The organism is Klebsiella sp. GN_Kp190 (assembly GCF_040061795.1).
In the GTDB taxonomy this organism is placed as follows: Bacteria; Pseudomonadota; Gammaproteobacteria; order Enterobacterales; family Enterobacteriaceae; genus Klebsiella; species Klebsiella michiganensis.
Map to the genome: position 1 here is coordinate 48,076 of NZ_JBEAFN010000004.1, position 20,248 is coordinate 68,323.

The following is a 20,248-nucleotide window of genomic DNA, read 5'->3' on the forward strand; positions in this document are numbered from 1 at the left end:
TCCATTTCGACACCCAACAAAAGATGATATTCTCACCCCAGAACAAGGAAGAGACTTATTTAATGAAAAGAATAAGTTAACTGTTAACAATCGGTCTACAAAGGATGGTATTTTGCGATGACCCGCTCTATCCAGGTGATTCTGGCAATGTTCGCGCTTTGCAGCGGTTCCGTTTTAGCCGCCGAGCCCTGTTTTCACTATGCCCAGGAGATAAAACTCAGTGGGTACCTTGAGGTCAGAGCCTTTTATGGTCCCCCCGGCTACGGCGAAAACCCCAAAACGGATAGCCGCCTGAGACAGGATATTCTCTTCCTGGACGAACCCATCTGTACAAAAGCTAACCGGGATGAGATAGGGGAGAAAACTCAAATAGAAGTCACGCTACGAACGGAAAGTCCATCCAGTGAGTTAACCGGGCTCGCGGGTAAATATATCACGGTAACCGGCCGGCTTGAGCACGCCGAGACCGGGCATGATAATACCAACCTTATTTTATCCTCGGTAAAGCTGGTGGGAAGTAAGGGGAACATGGAAAGGAAGGCAATTCTGGATACCATTCGCCCACAGGCGGCAAACCAGGCCGGACAGGCCGTGCGTATTAAAGTCGATCGCCTGAACACTAGTGGTGAATGGGCCATTCTGGTCGGGAAAGTCGTCGCACCTGAAGGGCAAAAGCTAGACTGGTCGCAGGCAAAAGAGTGCGATGCCGACCTTGATAAAATGCTGTGGGCCGTGTTGACTAAAACCGCCGGACAGTGGCAGGTGAAGGAGATCGATATTTGCGCTTCCGAGCCGCCCTGGTGGTATCTGACGGATGCCGATCTCAAGCTGCCCTGCGACGTTTATTCCGGCCTGGAGTCCGTGGAGGAAAACCGACGCTTTGACGATCTGGCAACGCGCTGTAGAGCACTTAAAAACCAACCCTCTGTTGAGATAAAAACGACAAAACAAGCTGAACTCAACGCCCAGAAAAAACGCGAGATTATTAAGCTACTTCAATAATTCCAGCAGGCTTTGAAAACTAAAAATGGGGCGGCTGTGAAGTCCTTTATCGCGTTTCCCCTTCCCTGGATAATGCCTGCATTCTGGCCAGAACAGGATGATAATCCTCCCGAGGTCATCACTGAGGCGATGTTTGATAAATATTCAGAGGACATTTTGCAAGAGATGGGAGAACTGAGTGCGATCCCATCAGATGTTCAAATGCTGACCATAACGAAATTTAGGGATAATGCATTATCGACAAATGAACAAAGCCGCAAATATTACCCAGCCGGCGTCAGCGATGAAAATCGCTATTATTACGAGGAAAATGGGCAGAGACATTTTACTGACGGTGTCTGCGATGCGGTGGCCAGCGCTGAGTTTACTGATGATGGACTGCTTGCTAGTTTTGGTAGCGGAACAAACGAACAACTGCCCGGCCTGTCGGAGTCTTGCGAACATTCAACAAATTTCGAATTTATACTGATGAATAACCGGCTTCGACTGAAAAGCGTCAGCTATGTGGGCTAGCACCAAGGATTCACAGCGATACCTTTCAGACCTTGTTAAACAGGATCAATATACAGCCCATCTATTTTCAACGCCGCAACTCCGTATTTGAAGCCATGCTAAAGACCCACCTATAAGATAACCTGACATCGTCTTTTAGAGGGAGATCGGTTACTGTGTTCGCGATTATTTGAGATAAGGATTTTTATGCGCAATCGCACTTTCGCCGATCTGGATCGCGTGGTGGCACTCGGCGGCGGGCACGGGCTGGGCCGGGTAATGTCATCCCTCTCTTCGCTCGGTTCACGCCTCACCGGCATCGTCACCACGACCGATAACGGCGGCTCTACGGGGCGCATTCGTCGCGCGGAAGGCGGCATCGCCTGGGGCGATATGCGCAACTGTATTAATCAGCTCATCGCCGAACCCAGCGTGGCCTCAGCGATGTTTGAGTACCGTTTTAGCGGCAACGGTGAGCTTTCCGGGCATAACCTCGGCAATTTGATGCTTAAGGCGCTGGATCACCTGAGCGTGCGCCCGCTTGAAGCGATCAATTTGATAAGGAATCTTCTTAAGGTCGACGCGTTTCTGATCCCGATGTCGGAACAACCGGTCGATCTTATGGCCATCGACCATGAAGGGCACGAAGTTTACGGTGAAGTGAATATCGATCAGCTTGCCAGCGTGCCGCGCGAGCTTATGCTCTCCCCGCCGGTGCCCACCACCCGTGAAGCGATAGAAGCCATCGCCGAAGCCGATTTAATCCTGATTGGCCCCGGCAGCTTCTATACCAGCCTGATGCCGATTCTGCTGCTTGATGAGATGGCGAAGGCGCTGCGCCGCACGCCCGCGCCAATGGTCTTTATCGATAACCTCGGCAAAGAGCATAGCCCGGCAGCCAGCCTGACGCTGGCGGACAGGGTCGCCATTATGGAGCAGCAAATTGGTAAACGGGTGATTGACGCGCTGGTTGTCGGCCCGAAAGCCGATATCGCAGGGATTAAGGATCGGGTCGTCATTCAGACGCCGCTGGACGCCAGCGATGTGCCCTATCGTCACGATCGCCAGCTGTTGCGCCGCGCGCTGGATAAAGCGATTCAGGCCTTAGGCTAATCCTCAACGCGGCCTTATTCTTGCGACAAAAACAGGCAGGCTTAAAATCTTAAGGTTGTCTTAAAAAAAAACGGGCAGCATAGCGAACATCTCTTTATGTGGACTTCGCTATGTCGTTATTTTCTTTACGTCGGCCAATGCTTAACCGTACGGTCTATTTGATTCTGTTCGCCTGCTATATTGGCCTGGCGCTGAACATCGCTTTCTATCGCCAGGCGTTTACCCTGCTGCCGGTCAACGGCCTGCATAACTGGCTGGTGTTCCTCAGTATGCCGATAGTGGCTATCAGCGTGATGAATATCATCACCACGCTAGCGTCATTTCTTAAGCTTGACCGCCTCGTTATCAGCCTGTTTATTCTGCTTAGCGCCTCGGCCCAGTATTTTATCTGGACCTTTGGCGTGGTTATCGATCGGGCGATGATCACCAATATTCTCGATACCACTCCCGCCGAAAGCTTTGCGCTACTCTCCGGAAAAATGGTCCTGATCCTGGGACTCTCCGGCATTCTGGCGGTGGTCGTGGCCTGGTGGGTTAAAATCCGCAAACCGGCAACCCTGTGGCGCAGCGTGGCGGTAAGGCTGTTGAGCATCGTGGTTTCAGCGCTGCTGATTATTCTGGTCGCGGCATTTTTCTATAAAGATTACGCCTCGCTGTTTCGCAATAACAAAGAGCTGGTTAAGTCCCTGAGCCCGTCAAACAGCATTGTGGCCGTGAACTCCTGGTATGCGCATAACAGGATGGATAATCTTCCGCTGGTCAAAATTGGCGAAGACGCGGTTCAGAAGCCGGAGATGCGCAGCGGACCGCGGAAAAATCTGACTATCGTGGTGTTAGGCGAAACCTCAAGGGCGGCAAACTTTTCCCTGAACGGCTACGCCCGCGAGACCAACCCGCGCCTGAAACAGGATAATGTTATCTATTTCCCCGACACCACGTCCTGCGGCACCGCGACCGCGGTTTCTGTACCGTGCATGTTCTCTAATATGCCGCGCGCCCACTATGATGAAGAGCTGGCGCACCATCAGGAAGGCGTGCTGGATATCCTGCAGCGCGCGGGAATTCAGGTTCAGTGGAATGATAACGACGGCGGCTGTAAAGGAGCCTGCGACCGGGTACCGCACCAGAACGTCACCGATCTGAAGCTTAGCGGCCAGTGCATCGACGGCGAGTGCTACGATGAGGTGCTGTTCCATAACCTGGAGAACTATATCGATAATCTGCAGCAGGACGGGATTATCGTACTGCACACTATCGGCAGCCACGGCCCAACCTACTACAATCGTTATCCGGCGCAGTTTAAACAGTTTACGCCCACCTGCGACACCAACGAGATTCAGAGCTGTACCCAGCAGCAGCTCACCAATACCTACGATAATACGATTTTGTATGTCGATTATGTGGTCGACAAAGCGATAAAATTACTGCAGTCAAAGCAGGATAAATTTACCACCAGCCTGGTGTATCTCTCGGATCACGGCGAGTCGCTTGGCGAGGATGGGGTGTATTTACACGGGCTACCGTGGTCCATCGCCCCGGAGACGCAAAAACACGTCCCGATGCTGCTGTGGCTGTCAGCGGATTATCAACAGCGCTATGGCGTGTCCAGCCAGTGTTTGCAGCAAAAAGCGAAAACGCAAGCGTATTCGCAGGATAATCTTTTCTCCACCCTGCTCGGTCTGCTCGGGGTCAGCACCCGCGAGTACCAGGCAACAGACGATATTTTAACGCCATGTAGAGAGGCAGGCCGATGAAAATTTTAGTCATTGAAGACGATGCGCTCCTGTTACAAGGGTTAATTCTGGCGATGCAAAGCGAGGGCTACGTTTGCGACGGCGTATCAACCGCCCACGAAGCCGCCCTCTCTCTGGCCAGCAACCACTACAGCCTGGTGGTTCTCGACCTCGGCCTGCCGGATGAAGACGGTCTGCACTTCCTGGCGCGCATGCGACGGGAGAAGTTCAGCCAGCCGGTGCTGATCCTCACCGCCCGCGATACCGTGGATGACCGCATCAGCGGCCTGGATACCGGCGCGGATGACTACCTGGTTAAGCCGTTTGCGCTGGAAGAGCTGAACGCGCGCATTCGCGCCCTGCTGCGTCGTCACAATAATCAGGGCGATAACGAACTGTCCGTCGGCAATCTGCGCCTGAACGTCACCCGGCGGCTGGTCTGGCTCGGCGAGCAGTCCCTGGATTTAACGCCCAAAGAGTACGCTCTGCTTTCACGCCTGATGATGAAAGCGGGCAGCCCGGTGCATCGCGAAATTCTCTACAACGACATTTACAGCTGGGACAACGAACCGGCCACCAATACGCTGGAGGTGCATATCCATAATCTGCGCGATAAAGTCGGCAAATCACGCATCCGCACCGTCCGTGGCTTTGGCTATATGCTGGTTGATAACGCGGAGACCGAATAACGCTATGGCTTTTTTTGTCAGTGAAAACTGGACTATGCGTCATCGGCTGCTGCTGACAATTGGCGCTATTCTGGCCGTTTGTCAGCTCATCAGCGTGTTCTGGCTGTGGCATGAAAGTCAGGAGCAGATTCAGCTGCTGGTCGCCAGCGCCATTGAAGGGCATAACAATCAGAAGCATATTGAGCATGAGGTTCGCGAAGCGGTAGCCAGCCTGCTGATCCCAAGCCTGCTGATTATCGGCCTGGCGCTGTATATCTCCCTGCTGGCGGTGAAAAAAATCACAAAGCCGCTTTCCAGACTGCAGCTCGAGCTGGAAAGCCGCACCCCGGACAACCTGCAGCCTATCACGCTGAAGGAATCGGTTCCTGAAGTCACCGCGGTGACCACCGCGATTAATCAGCTGGTGTCCCGCCTGAATTTAACCCTCGATCGCGAGCGTCTGTTTACCGCCGACGTCGCCCATGAGCTGCGCACGCCGCTGGCCGGGCTGCGTCTGCACCTGGAGCTTCTGGCGAAAGTGCATGGCGTTAGCGTGGACCCGCTAATTCAGCGTCTCGATCAAATGACCAATAGCATTACCCAGCTGCTTCAGCTGGCGCGCGTTGGCCAGTCATTCTCCGCCGGAAGCTATCAGCAGGTTGCGCTGAAAGAGGATGTGATTGAACCGCTGCAGAGCGAGCTTGAGACAATGCTGCAGCAGCGCCAGCAGACGCTGGCGATCAACGTTAAGGATGGAGAGGCAATCGTGTCGGGCGACGCCACGCTGGTGCAGGTTATTTTACGTAACCTGGTCGAAAACGCGCATCGTTATAGCCCGACGGGGTCGACGATTAAAGTGTCGATAGCGCCTGGCCCAACGCCCATTCTGGCCGTTGAGGATGAAGGACCGGGAATTGATGAGGCTAAAAGCGGTGAGCTAAGCAAAGCGTTCGTCCGCATGGACAGCCGCTATGGCGGTATTGGTCTCGGGTTAAGCATCGTCACCCGCATCGCCCAGCTGCACGACGCGCAGTTCTTTTTACATAACCGACAGCCCGGGCCCGGCGTTCGCGCCTGGGTACTCTTCCCTAAAGCTTCGCGTCAGAACGTCAGCACCCACTGATGGAAAAAGGCAACGACGATAACAAACGCGCAGGTGACTGCCAGGTATTCGCGGAAGGTTAATTTTTGCATGGCGCTATCCTCAGTAAAGTGAGGATAGTTTCGCCAAACAAGATTAAGCCAACATTAAGCATCACGGAAAATCGCGACAGAGGGGCAACAAATAACCAAAGCGTTTCGGCTCATGTGCCCGCTTTTCTGTCGGGTGGCGGGTGGCGGCTGGCGCCTTACCCGCCCCACGAAAAACACATTCCGTCCATCGCCCCGAAGACCCGGTAAGGCCCGGGCGATATTTATCTGGCAACGCCGCTACGAAGCGGCGATAAACAGCTCGCGCAGCTGGTGAAGCTGGTCGCGAATTTGCGCCGCCTCTTCGAACTCCAGGTTCTGCGCGTGCTGCATCATCTGCCCTTCCAGTTCGTGAATCTTCTGCTGGAGCGCCTTCGGCGTTAGCGCGACGACATCCGCCTCAACCGGTGAGCGAGACTTGCCGCGCCCCTTGGTTTTGGTTTTCGCGATATTCTGACCGAGGGCCAGAATATCGACCACTTTCTTATTCAGACCCTGCGGAACGATACCGTGCTCTTCGTTGTACGCCTGCTGCTTCTCGCGGCGGCGCTCGGTTTCCCCGATCGCTTTCGCCATCGACGGAGTGATTTTATCGCCGTAGAGAATCGCTTTGCCGTTGATATTTCGCGCCGCGCGGCCAATGGTCTGAATCAGCGAGCGTTCAGAGCGCAGGAAGCCTTCTTTATCGGCATCCAGGATCGCCACCAGCGAAACTTCAGGCATATCCAAACCTTCACGCAGCAGGTTGATCCCCACCAGCACGTCAAACTCGCCGAGGCGCAGGTCGCGGATAATCTCCATGCGCTCCACGGTGTCGATGTCCGAGTGCAGGTAGCGCACCCGCTCGCCGTGCTCTTCCAGATATTCGGTTAAATCTTCCGCCATGCGTTTGGTCAGCGTCGTGACCAGCACGCGCTCGTTGATCGCGGTGCGGATGCGAATTTCCGAGAGCAGATCGTCGACCTGGGTGCCTACCGGACGCACTTCGATGACCGGATCCAGCAGCCCTGTAGGACGGACGACCTGGTCCACCACCTCGTCGCCGGATTTATCCAGCTCATAGGCTCCCGGCGTCGCCGAAACATAGATGGTTTGCGGCGCCAGGGCCTCAAACTCTTCAAACTTGAGCGGACGGTTATCGAGCGCCGACGGCAGGCGGAAACCGTACTCCACCAGCGTCTCTTTGCGCGCCCGGTCCCCGCGGTACATACCGCCGATCTGCGGGATCGTGACGTGGGACTCATCGATGACCAGCAGACCATCGGCCGGCAGGTAGTCAAACAGCGTCGGCGGCGGTTCGCCCGGCCCGCGGCCCGACAGATAGCGCGAGTAGTTTTCAATCCCCGAGCAGTAGCCCAGCTCGTTCATCATTTCGAGGTCGAACTGCGTACGCTGGCTCAGACGCTGCTCTTCCAGCAGCTTGTTGTTCTCCAGCAGTCCCTTACGCCGCTCCGACAGTTCAACTTTAATCTCTTCCATCGCCTGGACGATGCGCTCGCGCGGGGTGACGTAGTGGGTTTTGGGATAAACGGTGAAGCGCGGGATCGTCGACTCAATATGACCGGTCAGCGGATCGAACAGCGACAGGCGCTCAACTTCCTCATCGAACAGCTCAACGCGCAGCGCGATATCGTCAGACTCCGCCGGGAAGATATCAATCACCTCGCCGCGCACGCGGAAGGTACCGCGCTGGAAGGCCTGATCGTTGCGGGTATACTGCAGCTCGGCCAGGCGGCGCAAAATAGCGCGCTGGTCGATAATCATGCCGACCGTCAGATGCAGCATCATTTTCAGATACAGATCCGGATCGCCCAGACCGTAGATAGCGGAGACCGAGGCCACCACCACCACGTCGCGACGCTCCAGCAGCGCTTTGGTCGCCGACAGACGCATCTGTTCAATATGTTCGTTCACCGACGCATCTTTCTCGATGAAGGTGTCCGAGCTTGGCACGTAGGCTTCCGGCTGGTAGTAGTCGTAGTACGAGACGAAATACTCCACCGCGTTCTCCGGGAAGAACTCTTTCATTTCGCCGTATAGCTGCGCCGCCAGGGTTTTGTTTGGCGCCAGCACCATCGTCGGGCGCTGCAGGTCAGCAATGACGTTGGCGATGGTAAACGTTTTACCTGAGCCGGTGACCCCGAGCAGGGTTTGATGCGCCAGGCCATCTTCCAGCCCCTCTTCCAGGCGACGAATGGCTTCCGGCTGATCGCCGGAGGGACGGAAAGCAGAATGCAGCTTGAACGGTTTACTCATCAATCAGAACCTGAAGAAGGGTTGAACGGCAGGTGTTTAATTCTACTCGCCGGCTCAGCTTTTGCCAATAAAAAATACTGGATATAAAAACAGTGCCGTATTATCGTAGTCGGACTAATTAGCGCTTTTTACCGCCAACATGGACGAATAAAAACCGCTTTACGGGATAATCGACCACGCCTCAGGGTTATCCCCAAAAAGTATGACCATTTAACATTTGTCAAGCGAGGGGATGAATGTTTTATGGCAGTCGGTGACACTTTTCTTACAGGCATTGATTTTATTTAAATAATTGATATTTAATAGAATTTAATAAAAGACGGGTTTCGCGCCAATTCGGCCGCAGGCCGCGTACTCTCTAGCTTACCGCAAGTTTTCTAACTCTAATACACAAGGTTATCCACAGGAATAGTGGATAACTGTCTGCAGCCCATGACCCGAGCCACCCGAACAAAACCCGTCGCCCCGGCCAAACCCGCCGCGAAAAAAATTAATTGAATTTTTTTTGCTGTTTATTGGCGAAGAGTGGCTAGATTTTTTGTTATTTTTTGCACCACATTTCAGCGCGCGGGCACCGGGAAAGTGCAAGGTCGGTCCGCTTGTGCCCGGTCGCACCTGTATTGACCAGCAAATACCGAGAGTTCTTTTTCCTGGCAAGAGATTTGCAGAATCTTCTCGTCGCCTGCTATCCCAGGAAAGGAGAAAACGTCTATGTTGAGTCTACGCGCCGTGAACCACTATTACGGAAGCCAGCACACGCTGTGGAATGTTGACCTTGAGCTCAAACCCGGTAAATGCACTTGCGTCATGGGGCGCCAGGGAATGGGGAAAACCACGCTCGTCAACTGTATTACCGGTCATCTGCCGGTGGCCAGCGGCACTATCACCTGGCAGGACGGAGGATCGGCGCCCTATGACCTGATGCCGCTCTCCGCGCAGTCGCGCAGCGCCATCGGCATTGGCTATGTACCGCAGGATAAACGGATTTTTTCGCAGCTGAGCGTGGAGGAAAATTTGCACATTGCCCTTGCGGCGGGCGGCGAACCGGCGTCAGCGGTCGCCGGAGAGATTTACGATCTGTTCCCCGAGCTGTACGCTCTGCGCCAAAGTAAAGGGATTACCCTGAGCGCCGACGATCAGTATCAGCTGGCGCTGGCCAGGGCGCTGATAACCCGTCCGCGCCTGCTGATCCTCGACGAACCTTCGCGCGGCGGCGGCCAGCGCTTCCTGCACAAGCTCGGGGATTTACTGATGCGCCTGAACCGCGATATTGGCCTGACGGTGCTGATCGCCGAACAGCACCTGCCGTTTATTCGTCGGGTGGCGGATCGTTTCTGTCTGCTGCACTGTGGACGCAGCGTAGCCCAGGGAGACGTTATCCAGCTGGATGCCCCGCTGCTGGCGAAGTGGATGACGCCCGATCCAGCGCGCTGAGGTCGAGATACTGACCGAGATCCTCGCGCTGAGCCGCCTCCGCCAGCCACGGGATCTCGCCAAGAAACGGCGCGGGCAGCACGCGTTTCAGCGTTGCCAGATATTCAGGATGGCGCCTGGCGGGCGGCTGGATATCGTTGGCTATCCAGCCCGCCAGCGGCAGTCCGGCCTGTAGCACCGCCTGAGCGGTCAGCATGGCATGGTTGATGCACCCCAGCTTAACGCCGACCACTAAAATCACCGGCAGCCGCTCTTCCTCTACCCAATCGGCAAAGGTCAGCGTTTCTGACAGCGGCGTAAACCAGCCCCCCGCCCCTTCCACCAGTAGCCAGTCGGACAGCGCTTCCAGCTCGCGCAGGCCAGCAGAAATCGCGGCGGCGTCAATCGGTCTCCCTTCATCAGCGCTGATAATATGCGGTGACGTCGGTTCAGCAAAGGTGAACGGATTGACCTGCTCGTAGCGCAGCGCCACGCGGCTATTGCGCTGTAAAGCCAGCGCATCCTCATTACGTAATCCCTGGGCCGTATAGTCGCTGCCGGAAGCCACCGGTTTGTAGCCCGCGCTCTTAAATCCCTCGCGATTGGCCGCCTGCAGCAGCGCGCAGCTGGCGACGGTTTTCCCCACCTCGGTGTCGGTGCCGGTAACGAAGAAACGTTTAGTCACGTTCGATAACTCCTGTAAAAAGATGATACGTCAGCGGGCACTGGCCCTGCTGCTGCGGCCAGGCGAGCTGGAGCTGCCGCAGCTTGCCGCGGCTGAGCGGCGCAGGGCTGCGTCCGTGGTGCAGATGGGTCGCGCCAATGCCTTTAAGCGAGCGCATCGCGCTGAGCGCGTCGGGAAACGGCAGCGTGATGGCGTGGACGTGGCCGCTGGCGCGGCGTTCGGCCAGCGCCTGACGCACCGCCTGCTCGCTGAGAAAACGGTTGGCGTGCGGCCGCTCATCGATGGCTCGCCAGGCCTGATTGAGCTCAGGTAACGAACCTGACAGCAGCGTACTAAACGCCACGCGGCCGCCGGGCCGCACTACCCGGGACAGCTCATCAATGGCGGTCGCGAGATTGTCGCACCACTGAACCGCAAGGTTGCTCCACGCCAGATCAACGCAGCCGTCCGCCAGCGGCAGCGCTTCGATGTCGCCCTCGACGTAGCGGTGCGCGCAGTTTCCGCGGCGGGCCTCCGCCAGCATGTCGACGGAAAGATCCAGCGCCGTCACCCGGCTCCCTGCATCGCGCCAGAAGCGGCTTATGCTGCCGGGGCCGCAGCCCGCGTCCAGCACCTCAGGAAAGGTCTTGATATCGAGCTGTTCCAGCAGCAGCGAGGCGCTAAGGCGCTGTAATTCGTCGTGCTGAGCGTAATGTCCCGCCGCGCGGCCAAACGCCGCCGCGACGGCGCGCTTATTCACCGCCGTCATGCAGCACCTCCAGCAGGCGGGCGATATCGGCAGACTCGTGCGCGGCGGTCAGCGTCAGGCGCAGCCGCGCGCTGCCGACGGGAACCGTCGGCGGGCGAATGGCCGTCGCCCAGCAGCCTTCCTCACGCAGACGCGCCGCCAGCCGCAGCGCGCGGGCATTGTCGCCGACGATCAGCGGTTGGATCGCGCTGCCGGAATCAGTGAGCTCCCCGGGATAGTGGGACATTCCCCGGCGAAAGTCGGCGATATGGCCGGCCAGCGTTTCCCGCCGCTGTTGACCCTCGTCGCTGCGAATCACGGCCAGCGCGGCGCTCAGCGCCACCGCCTGCGCCGGCGGCATGGCGGTGCTGTAAATCAGATGGCGGGCAAACTGCAGCAGATAATCCGCCAGCGCCTCGCTGCACAGCACCGCCGCGCCGCTGACGCCAAACGCTTTACCGAAGGTGACGATAAGCAGATCCGGGCGTACCTGCTGCGCGTAGCAGCTGCCGCGCCCCTCTTCGCCGAGCGCGCCGATACCGTGCGCGTCGTCAACCAGCAGAAGCGCGCCGGCCGCCCGCGCCGCCTGAGAAACCTCAGCCAGCGGCGCGCTATCGCCGTCCATGCTAAAAATGCCTTCGGTCACCACCAGCTGCTGGCCGGATAGCGGTTTCGCCAGCAAATCGTCAAGATGGCGGCTGTCGTTGTGCTGAAAACGCCGCAGCTGCGCCGGGCTTAGGCTGGCGGCTTCCAGCAGCGAAGCGTGGCTGAGACGGTCGGCGACAATCCGATCCTCTTTGCCCGCCAGCGCGGCAATCACCGCCTGATTCGCGGCAAAGCCGGAAATAAACAGCAGCGCGCGCGGATAGCCCAGCCAGTCGGCCAGCTGCTCCTCCAGCGCGCGGTGCGCCTCGCTATAGCCGCTGACGTGGCCGGAGCCGCCGCTGCCGACGCCATAGCGATCCGCGCCCTGCTGCCAGGCCTTGACGATAGCCGGATGCTGGCTGAGGCCAAGATAATCGTTGCTGGAAAAATTGAGCCAGCGCCGCCCTTCGCGGCTGAGCCAGCGTCCTGCGCCCAGCGTCACCGGCAGGCGACTACGCAAGGCATCCGCCGCCTGCCGTTCCGCCAGCGCCAGCTCGATGCGGTGCTGCCAGCTCATAGCGCCGCCGCGTTGTAATATTCCTCGGTATCCGGGTTCATCAACGCCTGCTCCAGCCGCTGCTGCTGGGCGTTATCGCCTTCCAGTACCTCGGTCTGCTGCGGATTAATCCCCAGCTTGCGGAACAGCTGCAGGTCTTTGTCCTCTTCCGGGTTTGGCGTGGTCAGCAGCTTGCAGCCGTAGAAAATCGAGTTCGCCCCGGCCATAAAGCACATTGCCTGGGTCTGTTCGTTCATCTGTTCACGACCGGCGGAGAGGCGCACGTGCGAGGTCGGCATCATGATGCGCGCAATGGCGATAGTACGAATAAAATCAAAGGCGTCCACGTCGTCGTTATCCGCCAGCGGCGTGCCTTTGACCTTCACCAGCATGTTGATCGGCACGCTTTCCGGCGGCGTCGGCAGATTGGCCAGCTGTAGCAGCAGCCCGGCGCGGTCTTTGACCGTTTCCCCCAGCCCGACTATACCGCCGGAGCACACTTTAATTCCGGCATCGCGCACTTTATCGAGGGTATCGAGGCGCTCCTGGTAGGTGCGGGTGGTGATGATATTGCCGTAGAATTCCGGCGAGGTATCGAGGTTGTGGTTGTAGTAATCCAGACCGGCGCCGGCCAGACGCTGGGCCTGGCTATCGTTGAGCGTGCCAAGGGTCATGCACGCTTCCAGCCCCAGCGCTTTCACCCCTTTCACCATCTGCTCAAGATACGGCATATCGCGATCGTTCGGATTCTTCCACGCCGCCCCCATACAGAAGCGGGTTGAACCGGCTTGTTTCGCCTGTCGTGCCGACTCAAGCACCTGTTCAACCTCCATCAGGCGTTCGGATTCCAGACCGGTTTTATAGCGCGCGCTTTGCGGGCAGTATTTGCAGTCTTCCGGGCAGGCGCCGGTCTTAATCGACAGCAGCGTGCTGACCTGAACCTGGCGCGGGTCGAAGTGCTGACGATGGATCTGTTGCGCTTCAAACAGCAGATCCAGAAAGGGTTTATTAAATAACTCAGTAACTTGCGACATTGTCCAGCGGGGGTGGTGAGCCATTAGCCTCTCCAAAGGGTTTTGTTAATTGTTGGTTCGGTTTATACTCGTAAACCTAAATGTTTTCAAAATGGTTTACAAGTCGATTATGACAACGGACGATCTCGCTTTCGATCGGCGCCACATCTGGCACCCTTACACTTCAATGACTTCGCCGCTGCCGGTCTATCCGGTCGTGGCCGCCCACGGCTGTGAGCTAACCCTCGCCGACGGCGGGCAGCTGGTTGACGGCATGTCGTCCTGGTGGGCGGCCATTCATGGCTATAATCACCCGCGCCTGAACGCGGCGATGAAAGCGCAGATTGACCAGATGTCGCACGTCATGTTCGGTGGAATTACCCACCCTTCCGCGGTCGCCCTGTGCCGCCAGCTGGTGGCGATGACCCCGGAAAGCCTCGAATGCGTGTTCCTCGCCGATTCCGGCTCCGTCGCCGTCGAAGTGGCGATGAAAATGGCGCTGCAGTACTGGCAGGCGAAAGGCGACCCGCGCCAGCGCTTTCTCACCTTCCGCAACGGCTATCACGGCGATACCTTCGGCGCGATGTCGGTCTGCGATCCGACGAACTCAATGCACAGTCTGTGGCAGGGCTATCTGCCGGATAACCTCTTCGCCCCGGCGCCGCAGAGCCGCTTCGACGGCGACTGGGATGAGCGGGATATGGTACCGTTCGCCCGTCTGATGGCCGCCCACCGCCATGAAATCGCCGCGGTGATCCTCGAGCCGATTGTTCAGGGCGCGGGCGGAATGCGGATGTACCACCCCGAGTGGCTCAGGCGGATCCGCAGGATGTGCGATCGCGAGGGCATCCTGCTGATCGCCGATGAGATCGCCACCGGCTTTGGTCGAACCGGTAAGCTGTTCGCCTGCGAGCACGCAGGGATTGCGGCGGATATTCTGTGCCTCGGCAAAGCGCTGACCGGCGGCACCATGACCCTCTCCGCCACCCTCACCACCCGTCAGGTGGCAGAAACTATCAGCGACGGGGAAGCCGGCTGCTTTATGCACGGCCCGACCTTTATGGGCAACCCGCTGGCCTGCGCGGCGGCGACCGAGAGTCTGCGCCTGCTGGAAAGCGGCGAATGGCAGCAGCAGGTGGCAGCCATTGAAGCGCAGCTCAGCGCCGAGCTGGCGCCGGCGCGCGAATCCGCGCAGGTTACCGATGTGCGGGTGCTGGGAGCGATTGGCGTGATCGAGACGCATCGGCCGGTGAATATGGCCGCCCTGCAGCGCTTTTTCGTCGAACAAGGCGTGTGGATCCGCCCGTTCGGTCGCCTGATTTACCTGATGCCGCCGTACATCATTACGCCGGATCAGCTGAGCCGCCTGACGCGGGCGGTAAACGCCGCGGTTCAGGAAGAAACATTTTTTAGCGAATAAGCGACGGTAATGGCGCCTCTCTCGCGCTACACTTTCTGGCTAATCAGCGGATGACTACGAGGAGAGACGATGAAATTAATCAGTCATGATTTACAGGATGGTGAGAAGCTGCCCAATCGTCATGTCTTTAACGGCATGGGCTACGATGGCGATAATATCTCGCCGCATCTGGCGTGGGACGATGTGCCGGCCGGAACCAAAAGCTTTGTGGTGACCTGCTTCGATCCCGATGCGCCCACCGGCTCCGGCTGGTGGCACTGGCTGGTGGCCAATCTTCCGGCCGATACCCGCGTATTACCGCAGGGAGCCGGCTCCGGACAGGCGGAACTGCCCGAAGAGGCGATTCAGACCCGTACCGATTTTGGCCAGGCCGGATACGGCGGCGCGGCGCCGCCAAAAGGCGAGACCCATCGCTATATCTTTACCGTCCACGCGCTGGACGTCGAAAAAATTGCGGTCGATGAGGGCGCGAGCGGCGCGATGGTCGGCTTTAACGTCCATTTCCACAGCCTCGGCAGCGCGTCGATTACCGCCCTGTTTAGCTAAGCCCCGGATGGCGGCGTAAACGCCTTATCCGGGCTACAGGTGAGTGCGATTGGGTAGCCCGGGTAAGGCGTCAGCCGCAACCCGGGTAAACCAAAACAATCACGACTCCGTCACCGCCTGCACGGCGTTTTTGCGCACCCGCGCAAACCACACCGCCGTCAGCAGCCCGAGCCATACCAGACCGGCGATAAGCGCAATCCGCGTCTCCTCCACCATCCCCAGCACCGCGATGACCAGTCCCATAAACAGCAGCGTCAGCAGCGGCGCCACCGGCCAGAACGGCACCGGAAACGCGATATTGCCTCGCTCTTCAGCGGACAGGCCGCGACGCATCGCAAAGTGAGCCAGCAGGATCATCAGCCAGACCCACACCGTCGCGAAGGCCGCCAGCGAGGCAATCAGCACAAACACCTGCTCCGGCATCAGGTAGTTCAGCACCACCGCCGCCAGCAGCGCTACGCCCATCACCACCACCGTCATCCACGGTACCCCGTTGCTGGCGATGCGCTGGAAGCTCTTCGGCGCCAGCCCCTCTTTCGCCATGCCGTACATCATGCGCCCCGCGCCAAAAATATCGCTGTTAATCGCCGAAATACTGGCGCTGATCACGATGATATTCAGGATGGTGGCCGCCGCCGGAATCCCCAGACCATCAAAAATCAGCACGAACGGACTGCCCCGCTCGCCGAAGCTGTTCCACGGGAAAATCGCCATCAGAATCGCCAGGGTGCAGACATAGAACAGCACGATTCGCAGCGGGATAGTATTGATCGCCTGCGGGATCACCTTCTGCGGATTCTTCGCTTCCGCCGCGGTCACGCCGATAATCTCGACGCCGCCAAAGGCAAACATCACGATACCGAGCGAGGCTATAATCCCCTCCCAGCCGTTAGGGGCAAAGCCGCCGTGGCTCCACAAATTCTCCAGCCCGGTTGCCGGGAAGGCGTTACCGAATCCAAAGAAAATGATGCTGCCGCCCGCCACAATCATGGCAATAATCGCCACCACTTTGATCAGCGACAGCCAGAACTCCATCTCGCCGAAAACACGCACGCTGCACAGGTTCATGGCGCCGATAAAAAAGATAATGCTCAACACCCAGATCCAGCGGGGAACATCGGGATACCACAGCCCCATATAGATGCCGAACGCGGTAACGTCCGCGAGGGCGACGATCACCATCTCAAAGGTGTAGGTCCACCCGGTAATAAAACCCGCCAGCGGGCCAAGATACTGGCGCGCGTAGCTGCTGAAGGAGCCGGAAACGGGGTTGCGTACCGCCATTTCCCCCAGCGCCCGCATCACGATAAACACCGCCGCGCCGCCGATCAGATAGGCCAGCAGTACCGCCGGGCCCGCGGCCTTGATCGCCGATGCCGAGCCGTAGAACAGCCCGGTACCGATGGCGGAGCCGAGGGCGATAAAACGAATGTGCCGGGCATTCAGCCCGCGCAGCAGGTGTGGCTTGTTTTGTTGTTGCATATGCAAGTGTCCTGATAGTTTTTATACGACGACAAATATGCGTGTAGGGTGGCCGGGAGGAAGAGATCCTCCCGGCGCAGGTACAGAGAACAGCGATGGTTTAGCGTTGGTCTCAGAGCACGGCAGGCAGCAGCCGCGTCAGATGACGCGCCGCCAGGAGCGCAATGGCGTTTTCGATGTCCGGGGCGAAGAAGCGGTCCTCGGTGTAATGGGTCACCCGTTCGCGCAGCAGGTGGCGCGCCTCTTCCAGCAGCGGGCTGCTGCTCAGGCCTTCGCGCATATCCAGACCCTGCACGGCGGCCAGCCACTCAACGGCCAGTACGCCGCGGGTATTTTCCGCCATCGCCCACAGGCGGCGGCCGGCGGCCGGGGCCATCGAGACGTGGTCTTCCTGGTTAGCGGAGGTTGGCAGACTGTCCACGCTGTGCGGGTGCGACAGCGCTTTGTTCTCGCTGGCCAGCGCCGCCGCCGTCACCTGGGCAATCATAAAGCCGGAGTTAACGCCGCCGTTTTTGACCAGGAAAGGGGGCAGCTGCGACATATGGCTGTCCATCATCAGCGCGATACGGCGCTCCGACAGCGATCCGATTTCGGCAATCGCCAGCGCGATATTATCCGCCGCCATCGCCACCGGTTCGGCGTGGAAGTTACCGCCGGAAATCACGTCGTTCTCGCTGGCGAACACCAGCGGGTTATCGGATACCGCGTTGGCTTCAACCAGCAGCACTTCCGCCGCCTGGCGAAGCTGGGTCAGGCAGGCACCCATCACCTGCGGCTGGCAGCGCAGAGAGTACGGGTCCTGCACCTTGGTGCAGTTATGGTGCGACTGGGAAATCGCGCTGTCGTCGGTCAGCAGATGGCGATAGAGCGCCGCGGCGTCAATCTGCCCGCGCTGACCGCGCGCTTCGTGAATGCGCGGATCAAACGGACGACGCGAACCGAGCGCCGCTTCGGTGGTTAACGACCCGCAAACTACCGCGGAAGCGAACAGGTCTTCGGCTTCGAACAGGCCGCGCAGGGCAAACGCCGTCGACGCCTGCGTGCCGTTGAGCAGCGCCAGCCCCTCTTTCGCCGCCAGAGTAATCGGCTCAAGCCCCGCCTGACGCAGCGCTTCCGTCGCCGGCAGCCACTCCCCGCCGCGCACGCGCGCTTTCCCTTCGCCAAGTAGGGTCAAAGACATATGCGCCAGCGGCGCGAGGTCGCCGGAGGCGCCGACCGATCCCTTCGCCGGGATCCACGGCGTCACGCCCGCGTTGACCAGGCCAATCAGCGCCTGAATCACGCTCAGGCGAATGCCGGAAAAGCCGCGCGACAGGCTGTTAATTTTCAGCACCATAATCAGACGCGCGAGGTCATCATCCAGCGGTTCGCCAATCCCCGCCGCGTGCGACAGCACCAGCGATCGCTGAAGGTTTTCCAGATCTTCGGTTGAGATGCGCGTCTGCGCCAGCAGGCCAAAACCGGTGTTGATACCGTAGGCGGTGCGGCCTTCCGCCAGAATCGCGTTGACGCAGGCAACGCTGTCATCAATCGCCGCGAACGCGCTTTCGTCTAGCGTAATGTTCAGCGGCTGGCTGTAGACGTCGCGCAGCTGCGACAGGCTGAGTTGACCCGGAATCAGTGTTAAAGCGTTCATTTAGCGTGCTCCTGCGTTGCTGCCACCATCGGAAGATTCAAACCTTGTTCTGTCGCGCACTCAATCGCGATATCGTAGCCCGCGTCGGCATGACGCATCACGCCGGTCGCCGGGTCGTTGTGCAGGACGCGGGCAATGCGCGCCGCCGCTTCATCGGTACCGTCGCAGACGATAACCATGCCGGAGTGCTGCGAAAAGCCCATCCCGACGCCGCCGCCGTGGTGCAGCGACACCCAGGTCGCCCCGCTGGCGGTATTCAGTAAGGCGTTGAGCAGCGGCCAGTCGGAGACGGCGTCGGAACCATCGCGCATCGCTTCCGTCTCGCGGTTCGGGCTGGCGACGGAGCCGGAGTCAAGATGGTCGCGGCCAATGACGATCGGCGCGGAGACTTCGCCGCTGCGGACCATTTCGTTAAACGCCAGCCCCAGCTTCTGCCGCCATTCGAGGCCTACCCAGCAGATACGCGCCGGTAGCCCCTGGAAACTGATACGCTCGCGGGCCATATCCAGCCAGTGATGCAGGTGCTTATCGTCTTTAACGATCTCTTTCACTTTCGCGTCGGTTTTATAGATGTCCTGCGGGTCGCCGGACAGGGCAACCCAGCGGAACGGGCCGATGCCGCGGCAGAATAGCGGGCGGATATAGGCGGGAACGAAGCCTGGGAAAGCAAACGCGTTGCCAACGCCCATCTCCTGGGCCATCTGGCGAATGTTGTTGCCGTAGTCAAACGTCGGCACGCCCATTTCGTGGAATGCCAGCATCGCCTGCACGTGGTCGGCCATTGCGCGTTTCGCCGCCAGGATAGTGCCCTGCGGGTCCGACTCGGCCTTAGCCTGGTACTCTTCCCAGCTCCAGCCTTTCGGCAGATAGCCGTGCAGCGGGTCGTGGGCGCTGGTCTGATCGGTCACCATATCCGGGCGCACGCCGCGTTTGACCATTTCCGGCACGATCTCTGCCGCGTTGCCGCACAGTGCGATAGAGATTGCCCGGCCCTCGGCGGTGTATTTTTTGATGCGCGCCAGCGCGTCATCCAGCGACGTCGCCTGTTCATCAACGTAGCGGGTACGCAGGCGGAAATCGATGCGGCTCTGCTGGCATTCGATATTCAACGAGCAGGCGCCCGCTAAGGTCGCGGCCAGCGGCTGCGCGCCGCCCATGCCGCCCAGACCGGCGGTCAACACCCAGCGCCCCTTCAGGCTGCCCTGGTAGTGCTGGCGGCCTGCCTCAACGAAGGTTTCATAGGTGCCCTGCACGATGCCCTGGCTGCCAATGTAGATCCAGCTGCCGGCGGTCATCTGGCCGTACATCGCCAGCCCTTTGGCATCCAGCTCGTTAAAGTGTTCCCAGGTTGCCCAGTGCGGCACCAGGTTGGAGTTGGCGATCAGCACCCGCGGCGAGTTTTCATGGGTTTTGAATACACCCACCGGCTTACCGGACTGCACCAGCAGCGTTTCGTCGCTCTCCAGGTTTTTCAGCGCCTTCACGATAGCGTCATAGCATTCCCAGTTGCGCGCCGCGCGTCCGATGCCGCCATACACCACCAGCTCATGCGGGTTTTCGGCGACATCCGGGTCGAGGTTATTCATGAGCATACGCAGCGGAGCTTCGGTCAGCCAGCTCTTCGCATTTAACGTTGTGCCACGCGGTGCACGTACGTCCTGCTGGCGGTATTTGCTTTGCGACATCGGGGGTTTCTCCTGACAATTAACGTTGTGTACGTAGATACATAT

17 protein-coding genes are annotated in these 20,248 nt (G+C 58.7%); 9 read left to right on the top strand and 8 right to left on the bottom strand.

The window, feature by feature from the left end:
* Positions 1 to 117 precede the first annotated feature (117 nt).
* From ABLU67_RS01760 to pmrB, 6 genes are all read left to right on the top strand, one after another.
* Positions 118 to 1,002: a DUF4431 domain-containing protein gene (locus ABLU67_RS01760; protein WP_348852127.1), complete on the top strand. Its 885-nt coding sequence runs from the start codon at positions 118 to 120 to the stop codon at positions 1,000 to 1,002.
* Positions 1,003 to 1,038: 36 nt separating this feature from the next.
* A complete protein-coding gene (locus tag ABLU67_RS01765; protein ID WP_143439964.1) occupies positions 1,039 to 1,515 on the top strand; it encodes a hypothetical protein in 477 nt (158 codons plus the stop codon).
* Positions 1,516 to 1,701: 186 nt separating this feature from the next.
* Complete coding sequence (yvcK, locus tag ABLU67_RS01770; RefSeq protein ID WP_004849048.1) at positions 1,702 to 2,607, top strand: uridine diphosphate-N-acetylglucosamine-binding protein YvcK; 906 nt, start codon at positions 1,702 to 1,704, stop codon at positions 2,605 to 2,607.
* A 110-nt stretch (positions 2,608 to 2,717) separates the two neighbouring features.
* Complete coding sequence (eptA, locus tag ABLU67_RS01775) at positions 2,718 to 4,361, top strand: phosphoethanolamine transferase EptA (RefSeq protein ID WP_025108112.1); 1,644 nt, start codon at positions 2,718 to 2,720, stop codon at positions 4,359 to 4,361.
* On the top strand, positions 4,358 to 5,029 hold the full coding sequence (gene pmrA, locus ABLU67_RS01780) for a two-component system response regulator PmrA (protein ID WP_004849045.1): 672 nt from the start codon (positions 4,358 to 4,360) through the stop codon (positions 5,027 to 5,029). Before eptA ends, pmrA begins: the two co-directional genes overlap by 4 nt.
* Before the next feature lie 4 nt (positions 5,030 to 5,033).
* On the top strand, positions 5,034 to 6,131 hold the full coding sequence (gene pmrB, locus ABLU67_RS01785) for a two-component system sensor histidine kinase PmrB (protein ID WP_014228490.1): 1,098 nt from the start codon (positions 5,034 to 5,036) through the stop codon (positions 6,129 to 6,131).
* Positions 6,132 to 6,439: 308 nt separating this feature from the next.
* Here the strand turns inward: pmrB and uvrB are convergent, their stop codons facing one another.
* On the bottom strand, positions 6,440 to 8,455 hold the full coding sequence (gene uvrB / locus ABLU67_RS01790; protein ID WP_004849041.1) for an excinuclease ABC subunit UvrB: 2,016 nt from the start codon (positions 8,453 to 8,455) through the stop codon (positions 6,440 to 6,442).
* A 711-nt stretch (positions 8,456 to 9,166) separates the two neighbouring features.
* On the opposite strand from uvrB, the gene ABLU67_RS01795 reads away from it, so the two are divergent.
* Positions 9,167 to 9,889 (top strand): ATP-binding cassette domain-containing protein, encoded by a 723-nt coding sequence (locus tag ABLU67_RS01795; RefSeq protein WP_014228488.1) that lies wholly within the window; start codon positions 9,167 to 9,169, stop codon positions 9,887 to 9,889.
* On the opposite strand, the gene bioD is transcribed toward ABLU67_RS01795, so the two are convergent.
* From bioD to bioB, 4 genes are read right to left on the bottom strand one after another with little or no spacing between them, the layout of a single operon-like run.
* The gene (bioD, locus tag ABLU67_RS01800; RefSeq protein ID WP_048261159.1) at positions 9,831 to 10,553 is read right to left on the bottom strand and encodes a dethiobiotin synthase; all 723 of its coding nucleotides are present in this window, start codon (positions 10,551 to 10,553) and stop codon (positions 9,831 to 9,833) included. The two genes, ABLU67_RS01795 and bioD, sit on opposite strands and share 59 nt — an antisense overlap.
* Positions 10,546 to 11,301 carry a malonyl-ACP O-methyltransferase BioC gene (gene bioC / locus ABLU67_RS01805; RefSeq protein WP_032694530.1) on the bottom strand — a complete coding sequence of 252 codons (756 nt, stop codon included), beginning with the start codon at positions 11,299 to 11,301 and terminating at the stop codon, positions 10,546 to 10,548. The genes bioD and bioC overlap by 8 nt, the downstream gene beginning before the upstream one ends.
* Complete coding sequence (gene bioF / locus ABLU67_RS01810; protein WP_025108115.1) at positions 11,285 to 12,442, bottom strand: 8-amino-7-oxononanoate synthase; 1,158 nt, start codon at positions 12,440 to 12,442, stop codon at positions 11,285 to 11,287. The genes bioC and bioF overlap by 17 nt, the downstream gene beginning before the upstream one ends.
* On the bottom strand, positions 12,439 to 13,479 hold the full coding sequence (bioB, locus tag ABLU67_RS01815) for a biotin synthase BioB (RefSeq protein ID WP_014228484.1): 1,041 nt from the start codon (positions 13,477 to 13,479) through the stop codon (positions 12,439 to 12,441). The genes bioF and bioB overlap by 4 nt, the downstream gene beginning before the upstream one ends.
* An 85-nt stretch (positions 13,480 to 13,564) precedes the next feature.
* On the opposite strand from bioB, the gene bioA reads away from it, so the two are divergent.
* Both bioA and ABLU67_RS01825 read left to right on the top strand, forming a co-directional pair.
* Positions 13,565 to 14,854 carry an adenosylmethionine--8-amino-7-oxononanoate transaminase gene (gene bioA, locus ABLU67_RS01820; RefSeq protein WP_046876466.1) on the top strand — a complete coding sequence of 430 codons (1,290 nt, stop codon included), beginning with the start codon at positions 13,565 to 13,567 and terminating at the stop codon, positions 14,852 to 14,854.
* 69 nt (positions 14,855 to 14,923) lie between these two features.
* Positions 14,924 to 15,400 (top strand): kinase inhibitor, encoded by a 477-nt coding sequence (locus ABLU67_RS01825; RefSeq protein ID WP_009653774.1) that lies wholly within the window; start codon positions 14,924 to 14,926, stop codon positions 15,398 to 15,400.
* A 99-nt stretch (positions 15,401 to 15,499) separates the two neighbouring features.
* Here ABLU67_RS01825 and ABLU67_RS01830 read toward each other — a convergent pair whose 3' ends face one another.
* The 3 genes from ABLU67_RS01830 to hutU form a co-directional block, all read right to left on the bottom strand.
* On the bottom strand, positions 15,500 to 16,882 hold the full coding sequence (locus ABLU67_RS01830) for an amino acid permease (RefSeq protein ID WP_004849033.1): 1,383 nt from the start codon (positions 16,880 to 16,882) through the stop codon (positions 15,500 to 15,502).
* A gap of 112 nt (positions 16,883 to 16,994) precedes the next feature.
* Positions 16,995 to 18,518, bottom strand: coding sequence for a histidine ammonia-lyase (gene hutH, locus ABLU67_RS01835; RefSeq protein ID WP_025108118.1), 1,524 nt, complete (start codon positions 18,516 to 18,518; stop codon positions 16,995 to 16,997).
* Complete coding sequence (gene hutU, locus ABLU67_RS01840) at positions 18,515 to 20,203, bottom strand: urocanate hydratase (RefSeq protein ID WP_102803319.1); 1,689 nt, start codon at positions 20,201 to 20,203, stop codon at positions 18,515 to 18,517. Before hutU ends, hutH begins: the two co-directional genes overlap by 4 nt.
* Between the last annotated feature and the right edge of the window lie 45 nt (positions 20,204 to 20,248).

Bases quoted from the DNA above. Each gene is read 5' to 3' on its own strand.
- ABLU67_RS01760 (WP_348852127.1), top strand. From the start codon at position 118: ATGACCCGCTCTATCCAGGTGATTCTGGCAATGTTCGCGCTTTGCAGC.
- yvcK (WP_004849048.1), top strand. From the start codon at position 1,702: ATGCGCAATCGCACTTTCGCCGATCTGGATCGCGTGGTGGCACTCGGC.
- eptA (WP_025108112.1), top strand. From the start codon at position 2,718: ATGTCGTTATTTTCTTTACGTCGGCCAATGCTTAACCGTACGGTCTAT.
- pmrA (WP_004849045.1), top strand. From the start codon at position 4,358: ATGAAAATTTTAGTCATTGAAGACGATGCGCTCCTGTTACAAGGGTTA.
- pmrB (WP_014228490.1), top strand. From the start codon at position 5,034: ATGGCTTTTTTTGTCAGTGAAAACTGGACTATGCGTCATCGGCTGCTG.
- uvrB (WP_004849041.1), bottom strand. From the start codon at position 8,455: ATGAGTAAACCGTTCAAGCTGCATTCTGCTTTCCGTCCCTCCGGCGAT.
- ABLU67_RS01795 (WP_014228488.1), top strand. From the start codon at position 9,167: ATGTTGAGTCTACGCGCCGTGAACCACTATTACGGAAGCCAGCACACG.
- bioC (WP_032694530.1), bottom strand. From the start codon at position 11,301: ATGACGGCGGTGAATAAGCGCGCCGTCGCGGCGGCGTTTGGCCGCGCG.
- bioF (WP_025108115.1), bottom strand. From the start codon at position 12,442: ATGAGCTGGCAGCACCGCATCGAGCTGGCGCTGGCGGAACGGCAGGCG.
- bioB (WP_014228484.1), bottom strand. From the start codon at position 13,479: ATGGCTCACCACCCCCGCTGGACAATGTCGCAAGTTACTGAGTTATTT.
- bioA (WP_046876466.1), top strand. From the start codon at position 13,565: ATGACAACGGACGATCTCGCTTTCGATCGGCGCCACATCTGGCACCCT.
- ABLU67_RS01825 (WP_009653774.1), top strand. From the start codon at position 14,924: ATGAAATTAATCAGTCATGATTTACAGGATGGTGAGAAGCTGCCCAAT.
- ABLU67_RS01830 (WP_004849033.1), bottom strand. From the start codon at position 16,882: ATGCAACAACAAAACAAGCCACACCTGCTGCGCGGGCTGAATGCCCGG.
- hutH (WP_025108118.1), bottom strand. From the start codon at position 18,518: ATGAACGCTTTAACACTGATTCCGGGTCAACTCAGCCTGTCGCAGCTG.
- hutU (WP_102803319.1), bottom strand. From the start codon at position 20,203: ATGTCGCAAAGCAAATACCGCCAGCAGGACGTACGTGCACCGCGTGGC.